This is a genomic window from Lysinibacillus sp. BSL11 (genome assembly GCF_052928325.1).
The window spans coordinates 1-20,433 of the sequence record NZ_JAVGCX010000017.1; the positions used below are offsets into that span (position 1 = coordinate 1).

The following is a 20,433-nucleotide window of genomic DNA, read 5'->3' on the forward strand; positions in this document are numbered from 1 at the left end:
TTAAGTACATTGAGAAAAACCTTCCAATTTTAAAGAGGAAGGCTTATTTGCTGTACCCTTTTTTAGTATATCATGCGAGTTTTAATTTTTTTATTGAAAAATCTTGACAACTATTAGCTGGTTTTGTGGAATAAGAAAACTGCATTCCATACAGTTTTTTTATCAAACTTTATTATAAATGATCGAACTTAATTATAAATCATCAATCTTTATTTAAAAAACCACAATAAAAAATACATCCATTATCTCAATAAAGATTTAATGGATGTATTTTTATATACGAAAAGTTTGATTATAAAGTTTGATTATATATAATCAAACTTAAATCCTCTAAACATAAGGTCTGGTTTTGTTTTGTTATACTATTTACCCTATATTATTTTAAAAAAGGCGGTTTTTGTATTATGTGCTACTGACCGATTTCGTGCTTCAGTTGCTTTAAAAAACTTTCCATAAATTGATGACGTTCAAGTGCCATTTGCTTGCCCTTTTCCGTCACCATTAAATCTTTTAGCAGTAATAATTTCTCATAAAAATGAGTAACAGACGCGGTATTTTTTTGACGATATTCGGACTCTGACATATTTGTGCGTACTTCTTCTTCCTTATCATAAAGCTTGCGACCTTTTGCTCCACCATAAGCAAATGTTCTGGCAATGCCAATAGCACCAATCGCATCTAAACGATCTGCATCTCGGACGATTTTTGCTTCCAATGATGTTGCTTCTAACTCATTCCCACCATTAAATGACACTTGAGCGATGCAATCTCGAATATGTTGCTTTTTTCCCTCGCTAACAGGTAATTCCGCAATAAGCTGTTCTTCCTTTTCCTTGCTATCGGTATACTTTTTGTCACTGACATCATGTAAAAGTACAGCTATTTTCACAACTTCTTCATCTGCTGTTGGCTCGCTATGTAGGATAGCTAATGCATTTTGATAGACACGCTCAATATGTTGAAAATCATGACTAGCATCAAATTGCTCATATATTTCACGTACTTTATTCATTAAATGATTCATAGTCTACACTCATCCTTTCCTACAAATTATACTGTATTTTATTACATAAGAGGTAATCTAGAAAAATTAAAAATCATATCTATTTCAATTGACTAATTTTTCAGAATATTGTATGATAAACGTACAGAACAGCTATCTGTTCTGTACCTCATATTTTTCAGCAATGTACAACAGCTGTGTGTTTAACAGATTTAACATTAACTTCAGCGGGCTTACAATTGAATAACCTGTTTAAAAGATGACGTGCGTATTGAAAACCTATCATCTAAACAAATAAAAGTGAACACTTTCCCTTAGAAATTCTTTGTTTAACCCGCATAGCCAAATGTACATGCCGAAAATGTGAACAACAAGTTAGTTTGTTGCATGACCAAAAGGATTTCGCCAGTTGTAGCAGAAGTGCATTGTTTTTTCATTACTGGTTGTTACCTTCTTCTAGTCAATTCCTTGATTATGTATGAACGTAGCTCCTCCCTTTATTGAAAATCGTACACGATAATTGCTTGCAGCTTGTGAATACCACGTTCGATGAGTTGTGCAAATCAGTAAGAAATTCATTTAAGCCATCAATGTATGAAGTGAAAAAGGAAGTAGGAACGATTGTGATAAAATGTATTACCATCCCGCTGAAGGACAAATAAAAGCTGCCCATCTTACATTCAAGTAGATGATGGCAGCTTTTACTGTTTTGTTTTCTTATTTCATAGAACGCCTTTGATCACTTCATCAATTTCCCGCAATAGAGCCTTGTTTTGCATGGTTGTACTTAATTTTAAGTTAGATTGGTCTACATGTATCACTGCGACATGCATTCCCTCTTTAATACTTGCACTTGGAACTGGCATCATTTTCTCTGTATCGAACGTCATGATGAGGTCTGGGAATTTGGATTGTACCTGTCCTTCCTTCGATAATGTCATATATTCATTCCAGAACGTCAGATGGTAATCACCCACTGATAATTCCCCTACATCGAAGCCATTTTCCTTTGTTAACGAATAATTTGTGACGGCACCTGATACGATGTGCACGCCATTCAAATATTGCAACACATGGGCTAACTTTTCTTCAAAGGTTTGCCCATTTAAGAAGCGATAGCCAAGTTCTATGGCCATAGTGATCGCATTTGGTGCGCCATGTTTTTGTAAATAGTCAATCGTCACAGGATTTCGAGTGACCCCTACTAGTCCGCCTGCTAATATAGAAGCTTGGCGTGCTGTCTTTGCGGTGCTGTGTAAATTTCCTTCCACAAAGCCATGGACCGCGAAGTCATCTTTTCCTCCTGCATAAAATTGTACGGATTGATATTTTTCTTGTTCATGAAGATTTAAAGAACCCATGATTCCCGTTGGATGTGCTCGTCCATTACAGGGAGCATCCACAACAGGTACATTTAATAAAACTGACTGCAACCAGCCATTGATCGTCGTGATGGCACCATTTTCATTGGTAATGATGCCCTTTAGACGTTGATTGATATGGTTGTTCATACTACGATAGCTCCAACAAAGCTGTTCATTTGAAATATATTGATCGACCGCTGATGGCGCACCTACCATTGCCACACAGGCAACTAAATCTTCTTGATCTAATTCGGTAATATCCACCATTTGAGGTTCACCTGCTGCAAAGATTTCCTCAACTAGCTTGAGTCCTTCCTCTAGGAGACCACCGCCGCCTCCGCCAAGGATTGCTCCTCCATAAACGGCCGCAATCCCATCCTCATAGGACAATACTTTTGTCATCCTTTATTCCCCCTTTCTATTTCCCTATTTTGATAATAGAAGTGAAGAAGCTATATAAAGCATCTCCGGCAATAACACCTGCTGCAAATACTGTCATTTCAGATTCTCTCTTACCTTTCGTCACATATGTGAAAATTACACGTAGTAAGATACCAACTAGGACAGCCCAACCAGCAATTGGATTGACAAGTAATAGACCTGTTGCAAATAAGATACCCATTTGACGTTTTGAACCACCGATGAGCTGAATTAATGCACCTGGAATCGCCCATATCATTAATTGTTTTGCTACATCGCCTGTAACGCCCGATTGAATTGTTGCTGCATACACATGGTTAACAGGTGCTACTAAATCCTGTGCAAAATAAGATTTATAGGATAGTAGTACTACAACTGCCGAAATTGCAAAAGCTAGCATACCAGCAATCAATTGTTGCTTGCGACCTTCTTTTTCTAATGCAACATCACTACCATTACCACGTAAAATGAAACCAGTTTTTAAGTCATAGCCCATATCCGCAAACGCTACCCCTGTAGCAGCACTATACCCTGCTAGTAATGCAAGTGCTGGCGCTGGGAAACCAATTAAAATACCAACAATCAATGTAATAAATGCCACTGCAAATGCTGGGAACCAACCCGCATGCATCGCTGCGATACCCACAATTAGCTCATGGACAAATGCAGCAATCGTTGCAAAGATGATGAATCCTATTAACATACCGAAAGACATGTGTGAAATAATACCACCTAAAATAGCGATTAATAGAGCAATGGCTAAATAAGCTATAAAACCAACACCAAATGCTTGGCGAATTTCTTTTGCATCTTTTGAATAGCTTAACTCTTCTGACTTTTTAGCCGACTTTTTATTCAATAAGGCAAAAGCTACTTGGAAAAGTGCTACAATCCCAGCACCAATCATAACGCCATGTGGAATATAGTAAGCATTTAAGTCAACATTAAATAATTGAACAGAATAGCCTCTTAATAAAAGCCCAACACCAAACATCGTCAGTGCCCAAATATTACCGATGAACGCTACCCCAAAAGCTGACATTGGAATTTTCAAAACAGATCCCACGATACCAATTAACACACCACCAATTAATACTTTTGCATTCTTACCACCTTTATCGCCCGCCTTAATGGCTTCAGCTGTTGCAATTCCCGGTGGCCAAGTACCTGCTGCTGGGAAAATCTTTGTATCGAAAAATTTATATAATAATAAAGCATCAACAAACATCGCTAAAATGACACCGATAAACAATGGTAATACTAAATTTTCATAGCCTAATACATATGGAATACCAATTGGCAACATTAAACTACTTGCTGCACTGAACGTTGCTGCCGAAATGGCTGTTTGAATAATATTTTGTCTGTGTACAGATTTAAAGGCAATTAGCTTGCCAATCGGTATTCTTCCAAGAATCATCGCAAATATTGCCCCAACGATTGATGTATTGGCAGAAATCCCTAAAGTCGTAATCAGCTGTATCCCAATAATTGCCCCCACAACAGATGTTAAGACGATCATTAGTAGAGTTACAGGCTCTAAAGCCCTTGGATGTAATACTTTATTATTCATAGTGTCAGCTCCCCTATTGTTGTTATAATTTTGAAATGTGTGATTGAATTTGCTGAGCTACTTTCACTAACTGTTCAAGCATATTTTTCTCCCTTTGATCATCTAAATCATATACTAACCCAGAAATTGTAAGAGATGCAGTGATTTCCTTTTTATAGTTAAATAACGGTACACTGATGCCAAATGCATGTTCATTATACTCCCCGACGGTAACACACCAGTTGTTTTGGCGAATTTGTTGCAGCTCTTCCTTTAATGACGCTAGGAAAGAAACCTGCTCTTCCTTCGATTGTTCCTCATGAAAGAAGGCCATTAACTCCAGCTGTCTGTCCTCCTCTAAATAAGCAAACATGACCTTACAGGAAGCACCGATGTAAAGGGGTGTCTTTGTTCCTAAAGACACCGCATACTTTACATTTTTATTACTTTCGGCTATTTTCGTTGTGACACCGTATTCATTGTCCATATAAGTAAGAAATACTGATTCATTGATTTCACTGGCAAGATTTTGCATCAATTCATAAATGGTCGAGTGAGGGTCTTTTGAATTCGATAACACATCATAAAAAAGGTACATTTTATAACCTAATTTATATTTTTTCGTGTGTTCATCCTGTATTAAATAACCTGCTTCTGTAAATGTATTAATGGTTCTTTGCACGACACTTGTCGGCAGTTTCATCATGCGTGAAATTTCACGAACACCTAATGCACTTTCTTTCGTTGCAAAGCATTCTAGTATATCCAATGAGTTTTTTAATGTCTTGACAGTCATCTATTTCTCCCTTTAAACGTTTTGATAACCGTATCGCTCTTTCGCTACATCTACAGAAATATATTCATTTAATAAATCACGTTTAATGGCCTCTGAGCTTCTTTCATGTGGAGGACCATACCCGCCGCCCGTTGCTGTCACAAGCTCAATACGGTCGCCTTTTTGCAATTCATAATTGGCAAGTACGCCCACTGGTCCAATTTTCGTTCCATCCTTTTTATGAATGATTAAATAGTTGTGAGAGCCTTCTCCACCACCATTTAAGCCGAATGGCGCGAATTGATGTCTACCTAAGTTCACAGAAACCTTTTGACCATCATGATTGACTGTATAAACGCGACGAACACCTAAGCCACCTCTAAATTGACCAGCACCAGCACCGTCACAATTTAAGCTATATTCATCAATTTGAATACCGTATTTTGTTTCTGCAATTTCAACTGGAAGATTATATGTTTCACCATCTCCCATACAGTATTGCCCGCTTTGCCCATCCTCATCATTCGCAGCTCCCCAGCCACCAACAGATGGCTCTACAATTAGGAATGACTCATCATTATCAGGATTTTTTCCAGTGAGAATAAACGTACAAACAGATTGTAAATGCCCTGCCGATAAGCGTTCTGGTAAATGCGGCGCAAGAGCTTTCCAAATGAGATCAGCTGCCCCAATACGTGCCTCAAAGTTCATAGACACAGGATGTGGACGTTTAGCGGAAACAATGGAATTGTCATCTGTGATAATCGTTAAGCGTTTAAAAACACCTTCGTTAATTACGTCAATATCGCCAAGTAATGCTAGGAACATAACGCGCACACTTGCCATTAAACCAAATTGAGAACAGTTCATTGGCACATTGACTGCAGGATGTGAGCCTCTGAAGTCACAAATAAACGCCTCATCACTAATTGTGACTTTCACTTTTATTGGATAAGGTCCACCCTTTAATGGGTCCCCTTCAATAAAATCCTCCGCATAAAATTCACCTTTAGGTAGGTGTTGAAGCTCATACTCTACAATTTTCTCACCCTTGTCCAATAATTTTTGAATGGACAATTTCACCGATTCCGCACCAAACTTCTGACAAAGCTCTGCGATTCGTTTTTCACCTGTTTTTAAGGCGGCTACTTGTGCAAACATATCACCGATTGAAAGCTCTGGTAAACGAACATTCGTAGAAATAATTTCATAGACTGCATCGTTCAACTCACCTTGATGATAAAGTTTGACACCTGGTAGCTGTAAACCTTCCTGATAGATTTCATTAGAATTACTTGTAAACGAACCCGGGTCCATGCCCCCTACCTCTGTCCAGTGTGCTTTATTGGCAGAGTACGCAATAATTTCACCGTTGTAGAAAATAGGGAGAACTAAGCCCACATCCGATAAATGTGAGCCGCCTCCAACATAAGGGTCATTGATAATAATGACATCACCTTCGTGTAGTTTTTTCCCATTATCAAACTTTTCAATTACACGCTGTACCATTGGACTTAACATCCCAATAAAACTCGTTACACCGTTTCCTTGACTAATTAAATTACCCTTGGCATCTGTTAATCCACAAGCATAGTCTAATACCTCATAGATAACTGGGCTCATAGAAGAGCGTGCTAGGGCAACAAACATCTCATCGCCTATAGCTAGCAATGAATCTTGAATAATTTCTACTGCAAAAACATCTTTTTTCATGTTTTATTTCCCCTCCATCTCTACAATCAAGTTGCCGTATTGATCAATTTCAATCGATTGCTTGTTATTGATTACGACCGTAGATGTTGGATTTTCCACAATTGCAGGACCTGTAATGACATAGCCAGGTACTAATTTTTGTTGGTCAAAGACATTGACCTCTACCCATCCTGTTCCCTTCACATATAAATTGCGTTGTGCCTTTATACATGTGGAATTGTCGATATGAGAGAAGTCTAGCTCTTTAAATTGAACCGCCTCATCTTTCCCGTAGATTGTAAGATGTAAGTTGACTAACTCAATTGGTGTAGCTGGTAAATCAAAAGAAAACTCTTGTTTATGTTTGATATGGAAGGCTTCAGCTAATGCAAGTAGCCCCTCTTCATCAAGCGTAATAGTTGATGCATTTAATTTAACGGCATGCTCTTGACCTTTGTAGCGTAAATCATAATTAATTTCAAAATAATAATGATCCTTTGATAATGGTGCATCTGCATAGGCAGTGGCAATCACTTGATCAATATTTTCTTGGATAGCCGCAAGATGGTCTTTGTCAAAGTTCATTAAACTTGTTTGAATGTAATCTTGTCGATATTCGGTCATCATCATTCCTAATGCTGAGAAGACGGATGAGCCATAAGGAATAATGACTTTTTTCATACCAAGTTCTTCTGCTAAATTAATCGCATGTAGTGGACCACCACCGCCAAATGCTACCATTGTAAAGTCTTCAGGGTCATAGCCTTTACGAATAGAGATCAGCTTCAGTGCATTTAACATATTGGAGTTTGCAATATCTAAAATACCTTGTGCTGCTTCTTCTGCTGACACATTAAATGGTTTCGCAATTGCTTCAACAAGAGCCTCCTCCACTTTGTCAATGGATACTGGGTTATCAAAGTTTTCTAAGGATAATCTTCCTAAATAAACATTGGCATCTGTAATTGTTGGCTGTGTATTCCCTAAGCCATATGCTACAGGCCCTGGATTTGCCCCAGCAGAATCTGGTCCAACCTTTAATGAGCCAAACTGATCTACACGTGCGATGGAGCCACCACCATTTCCGATTTCCACAATATCTACTACTGGTGTTTTAATTGGATAGCCCGCAAATTTTTCATTTCTTTCAATATAGTAATCTGTTGTGACATTGACTTTGCCATCTGTAATAAGCGAACATTTTGCTGTCGTCCCACCAACATCAAAAGCGATAATATTGGATTCTTTGAGAAGTTGACCTAATTTTGCAGCTCCAAACATACCTGCTACAGGACCAGATTCTACAAGATTAATCGGCAGCTCCATTGCTTTATCAAAGCTTGTAGTCCCGCCATTCGATTGCATAATTTTTAAATGGTCTGTAATGCCAATTGTGCTTAATTTCTCTTTTAGGCTTTTTAAGTAGGCATGTGCAATTGGCTTCACATAAGAATTGAGGACTGTTGTGTTTGTTCTTTCATACTCACGGTATTCTTTAATCGTTTCACTTGAAAGTGTGATATATACCTCAGGCCAAATTTTTAAAATGGCTTCTTTTAACTGTTGTTCATGAATTGGATTTTTATAGCTGTGTATGAGGGAAATGGCGATTGCCTCAACACCCAATTCCTTAAATTGATGAACGATCACGTCAACTTCCTCGGTATTAAGCGCTTTCATAATATTTCCTTTAAAGTCGATTCGCTCATCGATTTCTTGACGTAAATAACGCTCTACAAATGGTTCTGGCTTTTTATATTTAAAGTTATATAAGTCTGGTCGATTTCCACGAGCAATTTCTATAACATCACGGAAACCCTTTGTTGTAATTAACCCAACTACGCCCCCCTTTCTTTCCGTTAATGTATTGATGATAACCGTCGATCCATGAATAAATGATTCAATGAAAGAATCTTCCGTTACATGTCGCCCTAATACATTTAATATGCCATCCTCAAAGTGACCAGGTGTCGTATGTCCCTTATCAAAATGAAGATTTCCTTTTTCATCTGTAAAAACTAGGTCAGTAAAAGTACCGCCAATATCTGTTGCGATTTTCAAGACTTCATCCCTCCGTGTTCCTATTATCGGTACAGTGTTCCGAATTAGAATTAAATAAATTATATTTAAAATAAAAAGAAAATTCAATGTATTTTTTAAATAAAAATTCATTTGACAATTATCCTTCGTTGTAAAAATCCGCTCTATCTTTCCAATATCAGATAAATATTGATAAAAAATACCAAACACATTTATATAAGGAAAGTTCTCATGATTTTTTTGCAACACAAAAAAGATCCTAGTTTTCACTAGAATCTTAAAAAAATTAATATTTTCGAATTTTTACTCAAGGGGTAGATAAAGTAATCATCCTAAATTTTACTTTTATACCATATTTGCGTTGTAGACAGTTGATGATTTTGCGAACGATGTTTACCAAAATTATCAAAAAAAGCTGCCCATTTAGTTAGGCAGCTTTAATATCGTTTAGAACAATCCTACCGCATGTCCTTCATTATCGACATTCATGCGTAGAGCAGCTGGTGCTTTTGGAAGTCCTGGCATTGTCATAATATCGCCAGTTAGACAAACTAAGAAGCCTGCACCAAGCTTTGGAATAACTTCGCGAATTGTGATGGTAAAGCCTTCTGGACGACCAAGTAAACTTGGTTGGTCTGATAAAGAATACTGGGTTTTCGCCATACAAATTGGAAGAGAGTCCCAGCCGAATTTTTCGATTTGGGCAATTTGTTTTTTGGCTTGGTCTGTAAATTGTACATCTTTCCCGCCATATACCTTTTGCACAATCGTACGCACCTTTTCTTCAATCGACTCTGTTACATCATATAAAGGAGAGAAGTTGTTTTCTTCCTCTAGCACAGCTAGTACTTGCTCAGCTAAGGCTAGACCACCTTTACCGCCCTCTTCCCAGACATTTGTACGGGCAATGCGAACATGATTTTCTTGACACCAGTGCAGAACAGCTTCTAGCTCAGCCTCTGTGTCCGTGATAAAACGATTCAAGGCAATAATTGGTTCAACGCCAAATGTACGAACTGTATCTACATGTTTAGCTAAGTTCTCAATCCCTTGTAGAAGTGCTTCCACATTTTCACCGACAAGTGATGTTTTTGGAACACCACCATGCATTTTTAGGGCACGAATTGTCGCTACAATGACAACTGCGCTTGGTTTAAAGCCTCCCTTACGAGCTTTAATGTTCATGAATTTTTCAGCACCTAAATCAGAGCCGAAGCCCGCTTCTGTCACCACAATATCAGCTAGCTTACGAGCGGTTTGAGTCGCCATAATGGAATTACAGCCGTGGGCAATATTCGCAAATGGACCACCATGAATAATAGCAGGTGTTCCCTCTAATGTTTGAACTAAGTTTGGCTTGAAGGCATCTTTTAATAAAAGTGTTAAGGCACCCTCTACCTGTAAATCACGCACAAAGACAGGCTCACGCTCGAAAGTATAGCCAATCACGATACTAGCGATGCGCTCACGTAAATCCTCAATGCTTGTTGCTAAACAGAATACCGCCATAATTTCAGAGGCAACCGTAATATCAAAGCCATCCTCACGCGGCATGCCTTGAACAGGACCACCTAATCCCACCACTACCTTACGAAGGGCACGATCATTTAAGTCCATGACACGCTTCCAAATAATGCGTCGTGGATCAATGTTGAGTGTATTTCCTTGGTGGATATGATTATCAATAAATGCGGATAAAGCATTGTTAGCTGTTGTAATCGCATGAAGGTCGCCAGTGAAATGTAAATTAATATCCTCCATTGGTATAACTTGTGCGTAACCTCCGCCAGTTGCGCCACCTTTTACGCCCATGACTGGACCTAATGATGGTTCACGTAATGCGACCATCACCTTCTTATCTAATTGATGAAGGGCATCTGCCAGTCCAACAGTCACAGTCGACTTTCCTTCACCAGCAGGGGTTGGACTAATAGCTGATACTAATACTACCTTTGCATCCTCGCCCTGAGCAGTAATTTTTAATGGGTCAATCTTTGCTTTGTAGCGTCCATACTGCTCAAGAGCATCCTCTGGAATACCCGCAGCATTGGCAATTTCCGTAATAGGTTTGATCACTGCTTGACTAGCGATTTCTAAATCTGATAATGGTTGATTTTTCGTTGTCATTTGGCATCCTACTTTCTATGTTGTTCATTTCCATTATAGTCTTAATTGTGAAAAAAAAGAAAGCCAGATATACAAGCATTTCGTCAATCAATTGACATCTTTGCTCAATTCCTGTATGTTCTAAGAGAAAATGCAATTTTTTCACATTTTCACAATGAGAGCACCATTTATTTAACTTTATTTTACATTCAAGCGCATTGGAGGCGAATGCTTATGCAACAGGGGATCGTAAAGTGGTTCAATAATGAAAAAGGTTATGGCTTTATTGAATGTGATGATGGCGAAGATGTATTTGTTCATTTTACGGGCATCCAGGAGGAAGGCTTCCGTACACTTGAAGAAGGTCAAAAGGTTTCATTTGATGTTGTGGAAGGCAATCGTGGACCCCAAGCATCAAATGTTGTAAAACTATAAGCATAATGGGGCTATCCGTGTAGTTCCAGATTAGCAGCGGATTAGGAAATGCATCGTTTTCTTCATCCGCTTTTTGTGTTGTTTTAAGCTGAATGCCCCCTCCATGCTATAATAGAAGTAAGAATACGTAAGGAGGGATTTCGATGCAAAAACCAATGACTGAAGTTATTTTGAAGCATAAAGAACGACAAAGTGTAGCAGAATTTGCAACAACACTGGAAACGATTGCAAAAAAGCTTAAAGAAAATGGTGAATTCACTTTTGTTCAAGAAACAGAGCCAACAGTTGTCAGCCCAAGTGAACAGCTCAAAATCGACTACTCCTATACAAAAAAGGGCGACAAGCATTCATTTGAAATTGAATTTGATTGGTATACAGGTACAGAAACATCGAAAAAAATGACAATTGAATAAATAATAGGCAACGAAAATCCACTTCTCTGTTGAAGTGGATTTTTCCATTGTTGAATAAAGATCATGTCACTAGAAAAAGACCTTTTAGAAAAGTGATGGGTGACAGCACCTCTCGATAAAATGAGTAGTGAACACCTTTGCTAAAAAGTGAGTGGATTGTAGCGATAGCGGAGGAAGCGGCTCGCCCACAGGAAAGCAAGTAGCCTGCATTAGAAATTCTATGGATATTTTTGTTTTCAACACTATGTAAAGTGGCTGGGTCAAAAGTGTTTCAGCCAACAAAAATACCGAACTATCCACTGAAATGCTCACGAAGTGTTTTGGAATAGTTCGGTTTTCCTAGTTATCATGTTTTGTTAATTTAGAGATTATTTAGCTTATGTTCCAGCCTTTTTCTCATTATCGATTTATCCAATAAAAAGCACCAGGACAAACTAATGTTTCCTTTGTTCGTTTAGGATCCTTTAATGTCACACCAAATGGTCCCTCTTTGACATGACCAAGTGTCATTGCCATCGCACTCTCTTCCTCATAGAAATCTAAACGCATATTCGGTAGCTGTAGTGACATATACTGCTCATACTGCGTAGGCACTGGTAGCTGTAACACCTCTTGCCACAGTTTTACTGTTGCCTGCATGTCCTTGACGTAGAATTGGACGGATTCCATCGTGATAGCCTGTTTTACATCAATGGCACCACTTGCCTTTAATTGAACCAAACGCTCTTCATTTTCCTCCGCCCATTCAATTAAAAATGGAAAATCAATTGGCAAATCTGGCTTACCAAAATGCAGTAGCTTCCATTCTACCACCGTGCCATCTGGTCTTGTTCTGCTACATGCATCTGGTCCATATACTTCATAGCCCAATGCTCGCAAGCGTCGACCCTCTTCGTCAATATTTTTTGTGCGCAGAGCAATTCGAGAAAATCCCTGGCGCTCTTGATCACGTTTAAACGTATAATGTAGGGAATATGGGTATTGTGCCGCTTGCTCAAATAAATCACGATCATAGATAGCAATTTGTTCAATGTAGCTTAAGCCAAAGTAGCTTAACGTATTATAAGTCCCCCACATCGTGTGCTGCCCACCATTCACTGTATGGACATTTCGTTTATTGAAGAAAACCTTTATATTTTCTGGTGACTCCACTTGATGAACCAGATGATCAAAATATAAAGTCATGGCCATTCCCCTTTCTTTCCCCATTACCTTTACCTGTATGTTTGATTAGTTTAAAATTTACTCAAGAAAAGGAGTTACTAGTAGGATATGAAAAAAAGTTTCGTTTACCTACAAACTCCGTTCACTAATTTCATAAAGAGGTGATTTGAATGACAGATTTAGTAGCTGCTTTTAAATTGGCATTAGGTAATTATCCTACAGGCGTAACAGTTGTCACGACATGTCATGACACAAAACCGATTGGCTTAACCGTCAATTCCTTTGCATCTGTTTCAATCGACCCGCTCCTTATTTTGTGGTCACTCGATAAAAAATCTCAGCTCCATCCCTATTTCACGACTGCGCCAAATTTTGCGGTCAATATTTTAGCGAGTGATCAAGAGCATTTATGTACACTATTTGCTAGTAAAATCCCTGATCGCTTTGCACAAGCATCATGGTCAACTTCCTCTTTAGGACTACCGATTTTACATGATACCGCAGCTAATTTACAATGTAAAACATTTCAGCAAATCGATGCTGGCGACCATACCATTTTTATTGGGCAGGTCGTAGACATTACAAATGCTCAAAAAGAGCCTTTGCTGTATCATCGCCGCCATATCGGTCCCATACCAAAAAGCTTTTATAGCTAGCCTTTACACAAAAAAAGGCCACTTGTAAGCACAGGAAATCCTTCATGCTTATAGGTGGCCGTTTGACATAAGTTCTACTGAAATCATTGTTATTTTTTCTGCGGAAATCTCTGCTTTTCAAGCCTATTAATTTGCACAATCACACCATCTTGAATCGTAATATGCACTTCACCAAATTCAAGATTTTGAATCGCCTTCGCAATTGCCTCTAGTTTCTTATCATCTACTTTTACTGACTGAGCCATACGATACACCCCTTCTTTTTTATCCTTATTGTTCATAAAGAGGCCAACGCATCAAACTGATTGATAGCCCCTCCTATCTCTCAGACACCATCTGTTGGATTTGGCACCTGTTGTTCGGTTGCCGAGGCTTCATTGGGCCAAGTCCCTCCACCTCTCTTGATAAGAGTACTGCGTTTCTTGAAAATAATTCTATAATTCTGCTATAGGAATGTCAATACAAAATATTAGAAAACCTAGTTGAATACTATGCAATATGTCGTTTAGATTAAAAGACTCCCTATACCTAAAGTATTTTATGCCTAGTCAGTGAGAAATAGATGGCAATCCATTAATTTATTACAAGCTCCATTTCCTCATCATGAATTCAAGTGGGCCTCGATGATGTTTAGTCCTCCACCATACAGAAACCACGACACATCCTAAAAAATAACAGCAGGCATACAGCATGGAAAAAGCAAGTGTTTGGTTCTCCAGCTTTTGGCAAATAATTAGTATTCCAATGCCTATAACAACATGGCCAACATAATGCGTTAAAGACATTTGTCCTGTTAATATGAAAGATTGAATTACTTTATTTTTACATGTCTCTACAAGATAGATGGAGCCCACGATGATGACAATAGCCGAAGCCGAATTAGATAGGACATACATCACATTCGGTGGAATCGGTCCTGTATCAAATAAATACAATGCACTCTCTACATCTAATAAATGAATGGTTGTCAGCTTAATGAATAACGTAGAACAAGTCTCAGTCATGATAACTAGCAATAAACCTGTCACCAGTAAGTTTTTTCTTAATGTATGATTTGTTAAATCTAATGTGCCCATTACCATACCTATCAGAAAGAAGCAAATCCAGGGGAATAGAGGGTGATAGCCATTAAACATCAAATTTCTTATAAATCCTGCTGGTGTCCAAAAATCAAGATACTCTAGTAACACATATGTTGGATGCCAACCAGCAAGGTAACTAAATTGAATTTGGAGCCATTGTGAAAGGATAAGGATGGCACCAATTATGAAGATCATCATTTTCTTGGATTGGGCAATCAACCAAGCAGCAACAAACATATACACGCCATAATAATGTAATATATCTCCCGTCCAGCCGATCGCATACAATATTATCCCTATCGTAAATAACAAAAGCGCCCTCTTCCACAAAGTAAGTCGATTCTGACGAAGAAGGATTGGGTCCTTACTCTCTCTAGCTTGACGAGTCATGAAGGCTGTCCCTATCCCTGCTAGCATGACAAATACGGCCGAAGCACGTCCCTCGAAAAGATGTTGAAAGCAATTAACCATCTTGAACCATTCGTTGTAGAACCTGTTATGACGCCAAAATTGACAATGAACATGCCAAGCATGGCGAGAGCTCTTGCAAAATCAAGACCTTCAATGCGCCGATCATTATTTCCCTTTATCATTTTTGCCCCCTTGAATAACGCTATGTACTGCCTCCTTCCAAATAGCCCGATAGTTCAATTGGTTGCCTGTTAACATGAAATTACCGATATTATCATAGACCAGGGCTAGCATCTGGGCCTTCGCTTCTAGATGGGGAGTATCCTCTAGCACTCCTAGCTGTACGCCATATCGTAGGATAGCAACAAAGCTGGTTAAAAAGCTGGTTTCTAGCTCTACTAATTGTCTTTTATAGTTTTCATCGCGAGCTGCTAATAGTACATATTGATTAAATATTTTATTAAAATAAGGGTCCTTGTCCTGTGCCTCAATAGAATTATAGCCTAGCTTAAGTAATTCCTCCTTAAAATTAGCGGAAGAAAGCTCTTTATAATCCACAGCGACATCATGTTGAATTTCTTTATATAATTCATCAAATATGAAAGCAATTAATTGATCTTTTGATTGAAAATAATAGTAAATGGCTGGTTTTGAAATACCGACCTCTGTAGCAATCATTGCTAAGCTTGTTTTTTCAAACCCATTTTCCGCAAACATCCCATAAGCAATTTCTATAATCTTTTGAAAAGTTTGTTCTTTATTTCCCATTATTACCCTCCTTTTTTACCGACCGTTAAGTAAATATTATAGGATCCTATCCTTTTAGACAAGAAAAAACTGTGTAGAAATGTTTCTCTACACAGTTCACATTTATTGATTTTGTAAATACAACATTAAAGCTTCTGCTGTTTTTTGCTTGCCCATTACTTTAAGAGGCTGTCCATCAGCAGGTACAATCCAATGAGGTTCATCCCCCCCATATAAAGACTGAGAGCTATTTGCTACCATAAATTGAGCATTGGCTGTTTCCATACGCAGTCTGGCACGAGCTAACAAAAATTCCTCATCATTAGTTGCTTCGAGCTTAAAGCCTACTAACGTTACATTCGGTTGCCATCCCTTAATTTGACCTAATACTTTTGGCGCTTTTTTAAAATGAATAATAGGTGGTTCGTCAGAAGGCATTTTCCCCGTTTCCTCCATTAAATTACCTGATTGATCATACACTTTGTCAATGACCCAATCAGAGCCAGCAGCCGCCATAATGACGATGTCGACATGTTGTTGAACTGCATGACGCACCTTTTGTCCTAAATCCTCTATACCTTCAAATTGTATCAATGTCATATCATTTTGGTTTTCTGGGAGCTGTGCAAAGTAACCATGCATGTAAACTACGTTAGCGCCAGCAGACAGCGCCGCCTCTGCTAAATAACACCCCATTGTGCCTTTTGATAAATTCGTATGACCTCGTACACGATCCCATTTTTCAAGTGTTCCCCCACTTGTAATGAGTACGGTTTTGCCCTGTAATGTCCCCATACACTCACCTATTTTCTGAAATATATACAAATACTATTTTAACGTAATGTAAGGATAGGCTTCAATAGCCACTATTTTAGGGAGCTGTTTTGTTCTTTTAGCCAAGCACTTAATATCTCTGCAAATTTCTTTGTGACTGGCGAAGCATGGTGTTTCATGGCAATACCAATCGTTCGGTAGCCACCTTGCTTTAACGGAATCGCTCTCAATGTTGGCGGTAAATTTTGAATAACCAACTGAGGTAATATACTGATCCCTAAATGATGAGAAATCATGGAAAGAATCCCTACCTCCTCAGAAAGCTCAAAGCGGATATTCGGCTTGACATGATATTGCTCTAATAGCACCTTGACATCATTTGTCCCTTTATAGGAAGTCATGATAAATGGTATATCCTCTAAATCTACGATATCAATTTCTGTCTTATCAAACAATGGACTTTTATCCGAAACAATACATAATAATGGGTCTTGTTGGAGCTCAGTGAACTGATATTGCTCTGACTTTTGACCATTCAAAAACCCTGCTTCTACTTCACCACTTAAGAGCCATTGTTCAATTTCATAGTAATCTCCCTCTCGTAACTCCACCTGTATCCCTGGAAATTGATTATCCATAATCCGAACAATTTCTGGCATCCAATTGGAAGAAATACTCGATATCACACCAATTCGAACCTTACCTCTTGTCACGCCATGAATGTGAGCTGCTTCCTGTTGCAATAATTCCTGAGCATCCAAAACCTGACGCATTGCCCTTAGCATTGTTTGTCCCTCACTCGTTAATGTCACACCCACACGACTTCGATGAATGAGCGCAAAGCCAAACTCTTTTTCTAAACTCGACACGGCATGACTCACAGCAGATTGTGTTAACCCTAGCGCATCAGCTGCTTTTGTAAAGCTTGCCACCTCTGCCACCTTTGTTAAAATCTCATATTTAACTAAGCTCATCCGCAATCCCTCTATATACATGAATTTTTTTAATCCTATTCATTATAAACATTCGTTTTACTAATCACAACACAAGATATATAGTAATTTTTAGTATAAAACTGTTTTAGTACACAGATGGTAGGTGAACATAATGAATATCCAAGGAAAAGCAAATGTATTGATGGTTATTGTCACAATGTTTTGGGGGCTCTCTTATACCTTTATGGTCATGGGGCTAGAAACGTTGGCAGTTTATAATGTGGTGGCATTACGTTGTATCATCGCATTTTTCGTAGCAGGACTTATTTTTTACAAACGGATGATCAAAGTAAATGGTAAAACATTAAAATATGCGGCTATTCAAGGATTTTTATTATTCATTGTGTTCGCGTTAAGTTTATTTGGTTTACAATCTACTTCTGTTTCAAATGCTGGCTTCATCTTGAGCCTAACGGTCGTGTTAGTGCCGATTTTCAGCAGCTTTATTGAAAAAAAATTACCTTCTCGAGCAGTTAGCTTTGCGATCATTTGTACCATGATTGGTATTACCGTCTTAACAGCACACGGCTCATTCACATTCCATAAAGGTGATTTATTAGTAGCAATTGCTGCGTTATGTTATTCAATTTATTTACTTTTAAATAGCTCATTCACACGAAATGTAGAGTCCATTTCCTACGGAATTTATCAGCTTGGCTTTGCTGGTATTTATGCACTTGTGTTAACCTTTCTATTCGAAACACCAACAATGCCAAATTCAGCAATATCCTGGATTGCTATTTTAGGGCTTGGCATCATCTGTAGTGCGTTTTGCTTTGTTGGTCAAACTGTTGCACAACAGTATACTTCTGCTACACATACAGGTCTTATATTCTCCTTAGAACCAATTTTTGCCGCTATGTTTGCCATGATGTTTATCGGAGAAGGCATAACAATGAAATTAATAATTGGTGGCAGCTTCATTCTTATAGGGAATTTAGTAGCACAATTAGAGCATTTCCATGTATTACGTTTTATGAAAAAGGATGCACAGGAAAAAGTCATACAATAAGATAGTGTATTTGAATAAAAAAGGAAGCTGAGAGTTATTTCTCAAGCTTCCTTTTACTATGTATTGAATTTATAGCACGATTACTTGTAAAATAGTATAATTTTTACAGAACGAAAATAAAGGAGATTCATACATGCAAATTCAAACCTTACATACAACACATTATTTACCAACCAAGGACAATCAACCGATTCAAACACAAAACTTACTGGATTTAATGAGACATGTGGATGACCGTGAAGTGGAAGACGAAAAAAAGAGCAAATCGAAAATTGAGGTCAGACACGAAAATGGCTATGTACGTCAATACCTTGTCAAACCAACAGGACAAAGGGTTCTCCTCATGGAAACTAAACAAAGCCTTGACATTGGAGAATCTACTAATTTACAAGACCTGTTTTCGCAACCTTTTAAAAAGAAAACAAGTGATCCTATTCTTTCAATACTAAATGCGAAGAATAACATTTCTAAATATAAAGATGGCATTTAAAAAACTGCCCTTCTTTTCAAGAAACGCTAGATAAAATAATAGACAAAGTCGAAAGAATCGACTTTGTCTATATTCAAACGATCGAGAAATAGTCATATCTCGATCGTTTGACTCATTATAAAAATCTTCTATATTGCTCTGCCTCTGCCATACGCTGTTGATTTCTTAAACGCTCCTCTTGCTCTTCAGCAGTCTCTGGATAAGTTTGGAGTGTATCAACATCATCCTCATGTTCTGCATATAAGACAATACTTCCTTGTTCTACAAGATGCGCATAGTAAGCGATTTGTCCCTCTGACAGATTAAATCGTTTTAAACCCTCTGTAACGGCTGAGTCGCCTGTAAACCAAGATTTAAATTGGTCTACCCAATTTCCAGCCTCATGCGTTTGCACATCGGCATCCCACTTTACATCCTCAAACTGTTGGGGATCTCTCGCAATAATATGAATATCGTCTTGGTGATAACCTTCCATTCGCATATTCTCTAAAATGTGAAGCATTTCATCCCTTGTATGGGCCACCTCAATTTTTGGATTTTGTTCATTCATCATGTTCAATTCCTCCTATGTTGTATGGCTTACTAGGTAATTACCCGCTCTACACACAAACAAACCCTTTTTACTAAACTGTAATAATTGTTAAATTGCCTTAAACTATGTTGCTGATTTGACATAACGCGTTGGGCAGAAAAAAAGCATGCTGGAGAGAATGTCTTCTCCAGCATGCAAATTGTCAATGTTTACTTGTCAAGAAAGGCTTTTAACATCCATGTATGCTTTTCAAGAGACTGATACATGGCATTGAGTAAATCCTCTGTACGGTCGTCTCCTTCTTCTGCGGCTAGCTCCATTGTAGAATTTAATGCTTTCATCAGCTTTTGGAAATCTGAGATTGTCGTTGCAACCATGTCCTCTGTCGTTTCTTCACCTGTTGCTTCCTCTACATAGGATAGCTCTAGATGCTCTTTTAATGTTGCCACTGGCTTGCCATCCTTTGATAAAATACGCTCTGCTATTTCATCTAAATTCAATGTTGTTTCATTATATAGCTCTTCAAATTTTGCATGCAGTGTAAAGAAGGCTGGACCTGTGACATACCAATGATAATTGTGTAGCTTTGTATAAAGCACAGACCATGTCGCCACTAGCTTATTTAATTGTTTGTTTAAGTTTTGTGCCATAATCAATTTCTCCTCCAATATGTCTTGTTCTAGCCATTAGTATGAGTCATAAAAGATGTTGGCTATACACTCATTGTTCCCGACCGACAATATTTCAAACATCCTTCATGAGAAACGATT

The 20,433-nt window shown here is 38.2% G+C and carries 19 protein-coding genes, 1 pseudogene and 1 riboswitch; of the genes and pseudogenes, 5 read left to right on the forward strand and 15 right to left on the reverse strand.

Annotation, left to right across the window (positions count from 1 at the left end):
* Positions 1–409 precede the first annotated feature (409 nt).
* The 7 genes from RCJ95_RS18935 to RCJ95_RS18965 all read right to left on the reverse strand — a co-directional run bounded on the left by RCJ95_RS18935 (position 410) and on the right by RCJ95_RS18965 (position 10,973).
* On the reverse strand, positions 410–1,024 hold the full coding sequence (locus tag RCJ95_RS18935; protein WP_221680747.1) for an HD domain-containing protein: 615 nt from the start codon (positions 1,022–1,024) through the stop codon (positions 410–412).
* A 701-nt stretch (positions 1,025–1,725) separates the two neighbouring features.
* Positions 1,726–2,769: an S-methyl thiohydantoin desulfurase domain-containing protein gene (locus RCJ95_RS18940; protein ID WP_274772554.1), complete on the reverse strand. Its 1,044-nt coding sequence runs from the start codon at positions 2,767–2,769 to the stop codon at positions 1,726–1,728.
* Positions 2,770–2,785: 16 nt separating this feature from the next.
* Complete coding sequence (locus RCJ95_RS18945; protein WP_221680745.1) at positions 2,786–4,360, reverse strand: OPT/YSL family transporter; 1,575 nt, start codon at positions 4,358–4,360, stop codon at positions 2,786–2,788.
* Between the two features lie 22 nt (positions 4,361–4,382).
* The gene (locus tag RCJ95_RS18950; RefSeq protein WP_274772551.1) at positions 4,383–5,135 is read right to left on the reverse strand and encodes an IclR family transcriptional regulator; all 753 of its coding nucleotides are present in this window, start codon (positions 5,133–5,135) and stop codon (positions 4,383–4,385) included.
* A gap of 12 nt (positions 5,136–5,147) precedes the next feature.
* Positions 5,148–6,827: a hydantoinase B/oxoprolinase family protein gene (locus tag RCJ95_RS18955; RefSeq protein ID WP_221680743.1), complete on the reverse strand. Its 1,680-nt coding sequence runs from the start codon at positions 6,825–6,827 to the stop codon at positions 5,148–5,150.
* Positions 6,828–6,830: 3 nt separating this feature from the next.
* Positions 6,831–8,867: a hydantoinase/oxoprolinase family protein gene (locus RCJ95_RS18960; RefSeq protein WP_274772549.1), complete on the reverse strand. Its 2,037-nt coding sequence runs from the start codon at positions 8,865–8,867 to the stop codon at positions 6,831–6,833.
* Positions 8,868–9,293: 426 nt separating this feature from the next.
* Positions 9,294–10,973 carry a formate--tetrahydrofolate ligase gene (locus tag RCJ95_RS18965; protein ID WP_221680741.1) on the reverse strand — a complete coding sequence of 560 codons (1,680 nt, stop codon included), beginning with the start codon at positions 10,971–10,973 and terminating at the stop codon, positions 9,294–9,296.
* A gap of 213 nt (positions 10,974–11,186) precedes the next feature.
* Between RCJ95_RS18965 and RCJ95_RS18970 the strand changes: the two genes are divergently transcribed.
* Both RCJ95_RS18970 and RCJ95_RS18975 read left to right on the forward strand, forming a co-directional pair.
* Positions 11,187–11,387: a cold-shock protein gene (locus tag RCJ95_RS18970; RefSeq protein ID WP_004269397.1), complete on the forward strand. Its 201-nt coding sequence runs from the start codon at positions 11,187–11,189 to the stop codon at positions 11,385–11,387.
* 143 nt (positions 11,388–11,530) lie between these two features.
* Entirely contained in the window at positions 11,531–11,800 is a 270-nt protein-coding gene (locus RCJ95_RS18975) for an amphi-Trp domain-containing protein (RefSeq protein WP_446722624.1), read from the forward strand.
* Between the two features lie 399 nt (positions 11,801–12,199).
* Here the strand turns inward: RCJ95_RS18975 and RCJ95_RS18980 are convergent, their stop codons facing one another.
* Positions 12,200–12,985 (reverse strand): VOC family protein, encoded by a 786-nt coding sequence (locus RCJ95_RS18980; protein ID WP_221680739.1) that lies wholly within the window; start codon positions 12,983–12,985, stop codon positions 12,200–12,202.
* Between the two features lie 149 nt (positions 12,986–13,134).
* Between RCJ95_RS18980 and RCJ95_RS18985 the strand changes: the two genes are divergently transcribed.
* Positions 13,135–13,620 (forward strand): flavin reductase family protein, encoded by a 486-nt coding sequence (locus RCJ95_RS18985; protein WP_221680738.1) that lies wholly within the window; start codon positions 13,135–13,137, stop codon positions 13,618–13,620.
* A gap of 89 nt (positions 13,621–13,709) precedes the next feature.
* On the opposite strand, the gene RCJ95_RS18990 is transcribed toward RCJ95_RS18985, so the two are convergent.
* The 5 genes and pseudogenes from RCJ95_RS18990 to RCJ95_RS19010 all read right to left on the reverse strand — a co-directional run bounded on the left by RCJ95_RS18990 (position 13,710) and on the right by RCJ95_RS19010 (position 17,608).
* Positions 13,710–13,865 (reverse strand): YezD family protein, encoded by a 156-nt coding sequence (locus RCJ95_RS18990; protein WP_004269393.1) that lies wholly within the window; start codon positions 13,863–13,865, stop codon positions 13,710–13,712.
* A gap of 70 nt (positions 13,866–13,935) precedes the next feature.
* A riboswitch (SAM riboswitch) is annotated at positions 13,936–14,031 on the reverse strand.
* Between the two features lie 170 nt (positions 14,032–14,201).
* A pseudogene (locus tag RCJ95_RS18995) lies at positions 14,202–15,295 on the reverse strand (DUF418 domain-containing protein).
* Positions 15,279–15,881 (reverse strand): TetR/AcrR family transcriptional regulator, encoded by a 603-nt coding sequence (locus RCJ95_RS19000; RefSeq protein WP_274772536.1) that lies wholly within the window; start codon positions 15,879–15,881, stop codon positions 15,279–15,281. Before RCJ95_RS19000 ends, RCJ95_RS18995 begins: the two are co-directional and overlap by 17 nt.
* Positions 15,882–15,983: 102 nt before the next feature.
* Positions 15,984–16,655, reverse strand: a complete 672-nt coding sequence (locus tag RCJ95_RS19005; protein ID WP_274772534.1) for a phosphopantothenoylcysteine decarboxylase domain-containing protein — start codon at positions 16,653–16,655, stop codon at positions 15,984–15,986.
* Positions 16,656–16,726: 71 nt separating this feature from the next.
* Positions 16,727–17,608, reverse strand: coding sequence for a LysR family transcriptional regulator (locus tag RCJ95_RS19010; RefSeq protein ID WP_369578548.1), 882 nt, complete (start codon positions 17,606–17,608; stop codon positions 16,727–16,729).
* 133 nt (positions 17,609–17,741) lie between these two features.
* Between RCJ95_RS19010 and RCJ95_RS19015 the strand changes: the two genes are divergently transcribed.
* Positions 17,742–18,641: a DMT family transporter gene (locus RCJ95_RS19015; protein WP_369578547.1), complete on the forward strand. Its 900-nt coding sequence runs from the start codon at positions 17,742–17,744 to the stop codon at positions 18,639–18,641.
* Positions 18,642–18,774: 133 nt separating this feature from the next.
* A complete protein-coding gene (locus RCJ95_RS19020) occupies positions 18,775–19,131 on the forward strand; it encodes a hypothetical protein (RefSeq protein ID WP_369578546.1) in 357 nt (118 codons plus the stop codon).
* Between the two features lie 115 nt (positions 19,132–19,246).
* Here the strand turns inward: RCJ95_RS19020 and RCJ95_RS19025 are convergent, their stop codons facing one another.
* Positions 19,247–19,684 (reverse strand): general stress protein, encoded by a 438-nt coding sequence (locus RCJ95_RS19025; protein ID WP_048390084.1) that lies wholly within the window; start codon positions 19,682–19,684, stop codon positions 19,247–19,249.
* A gap of 188 nt (positions 19,685–19,872) precedes the next feature.
* Positions 19,873–20,313 carry a Dps family protein gene (locus tag RCJ95_RS19030; RefSeq protein WP_004269386.1) on the reverse strand — a complete coding sequence of 147 codons (441 nt, stop codon included), beginning with the start codon at positions 20,311–20,313 and terminating at the stop codon, positions 19,873–19,875.
* Between the last annotated feature and the right edge of the window lie 120 nt (positions 20,314–20,433).